At 63.0% G+C, this 2014-nt stretch carries 2 protein-coding genes; both read right to left on the bottom strand.

Annotation, left to right across the window (positions count from 1 at the left end):
- Nucleotides 1-320, bottom strand: a 320-nt coding sequence (locus WBV89_RS00785) for a glycosyltransferase family 2 protein (protein ID WP_423979437.1), incomplete at its 3' end; no start/stop codon positions are given.
- Nucleotides 302-1831 (bottom strand): hypothetical protein, encoded by a 1530-nt coding sequence (locus WBV89_RS00780; protein ID WP_423979436.1) that lies wholly within the window; start codon nucleotides 1829-1831, stop codon nucleotides 302-304. The genes WBV89_RS00785 and WBV89_RS00780, both read right to left, overlap by 19 nt.
- Nucleotides 1832-2014: the final 183 nt, after the last annotated feature.

Genomic DNA, 2014 nt, shown 5'->3' with positions numbered 1-2014 from the left:
AGGAGAACCAAATCCCCGCGTGCCGCCACGATCCCCCGGTTGTTCGCCTTCGAGAAGCTCTCACGCTCGGCGTTGCGCACGATTCGTGTCGTGCCGCTCCAGGTTTCGACGAGTTCGACGGAACGATCCGTCGATCCATTGTCGACCAAGACAATCTCGAACGATCGGTATCGGGTCCGCCGGGACAGCCCATCGAGCAGCCGGCGCAGACGATGCTCGCCGTCGCGATTGACGACGACGAGCGAAACCAACGGTCCGTCCGCGCTGGCAGTCTGCGGCCGCTGACGCCGCAAGGAGCGCGCTAGCGAGCGTGCTTCCACGTCCGCACTCTCTGGATTGGTCGGCGCAGTGGGCTGACCAGCACCAATGCGAGCCTGACGGATCTCCTGCTGCGAAGCCGGCGCAGGTTTCGCTCTGCGGCGTCCGCCCGGCGTCGCTCGTGCGCCACAGCAGGTGCATCATCGCCCTCTTGACCCGGCTCGAGTTGTCCCTCGATCGCCGTGAGGCGGACGTCGATCGAATGGATCCGCTCGACGCTCGCGATGAGGTCGGTGACGACCGGCGTCAACTCGGTGGCGCTGAGCACTCGTTTGCGAAACACCATGCCCATTCGCCCAGGTGAAACTCGTTGCGAGAGGATCAGCTCCCAGCCGCACTGGTCGGCAATGTCCTGCACTTTGGCTGGTCCGGGGTCGATCTCAGGGGCGGGAACGGCGGTCATCAGCGCGTTGCTCGTCGGTGAAGGAACGTCGACGACCAACTCGGAAAATGCGTGAGTGCTCACGTACAGCGAACGGAAGAAGAAGTCGACGTCGGACGGCGATCGACCGGACAGAAGCCCGTGGGCGACAACTCCGTTGGGGCGGAGGCCCCGTTCCATGAGGATCGCGCCTGAGACAAGAGGCGAATGAACCTCGAGCTGGTGCAACTCCGACACACCGGGCCGGCTGCCTCCACTCGACCGGGCTCCTTCGAGAATGAGTTCAGCCACGTTTGGTTCGTGCACCGTTTCGAACGTTGCGATTCTCCAGAGCTCCTCGCGCTGCTGGGAGTACCGCGCAGCAAGATGGGTCAACAAGGGACGCTGCGGAGCAGATTCGAGGCGAAGAACACGAAGGTCGGTGCTCGGTACCGTCTTCGATCGGGTGTTGACCGTGCGATCGAGTAGTGCGTCGTACGCCGGAGTGGTGTCGCGGAGCGGGGCCTCGTTTCGGACGAGTCTGACGTCGAAGCAGGACTCCGCGGCCTTCGCGTCCCATTCCAACCCGAGCGCCTTCGCAAGATCTCGTGTCTGGCTGAGCACATCAGCGCCGTCGCTCGAAAAACGGATGAGCGGCAGGTCCACGACATCAGCGATCTCACCGAGTCGGCGAAGGTGCGCATCGACGATCGCCTCGGCCCTGTCTTGGCGGATGTGGTCGCGTTTCTCGATCGACTGGGCAGTGTCGCCCGGCGCACGGACGACCGCAACGAGACGCACGCTTCCGACTCCGAGGTGTGCCCACGCAGGTAGAAGAAACATGGAGCGCGGATCCTTCATCGCCCACATTCCGGGCAACTGTCGGTGGACGTCGATCTGTTCCGCGAGAGCAGTGAGATCGAGTTCAGCCGGGTTGAAGTCGTTCGGTGGGCAGGTCCAGTCGCGCTCCATCTGGAGCAGCAGGCCTCGGTGCGCATCGACGACACCTGCAGCCTCATATGAACCGAGCGGGTTCGCGTCGGTCGGGGGCAAGAGCTCCCCCATCGACACGCCACACGCTTCGTGCAAGAGTCCGGCAACGACTGAGGTGCCCGAACGGTGACATCCGAGGATCAAAATTGGATCACTCACGGGGCGGATTCCTTCGGATAGCAAACAGGTAGAAGTTGTGCATTGTCCATTGCTGGGAGTGCCACACGAAGCTCGGGCTCGAGCCGCAGCGTACGACTGCGCATCTCGACGAACGGTTCACGTACGTTCACAGCGAGCGCTGTTCTTGGGATTCGCCTCTTCGGCAGATCCACAGTGGGTTGT

This window comes from Ilumatobacter sp., assembly GCF_049588435.1.
Taxonomy (GTDB): Bacteria; Actinomycetota; Acidimicrobiia; order Acidimicrobiales; family Ilumatobacteraceae; genus Ilumatobacter_A.
This window is presented reverse-complemented; position numbering and strand designations above follow the sequence as displayed.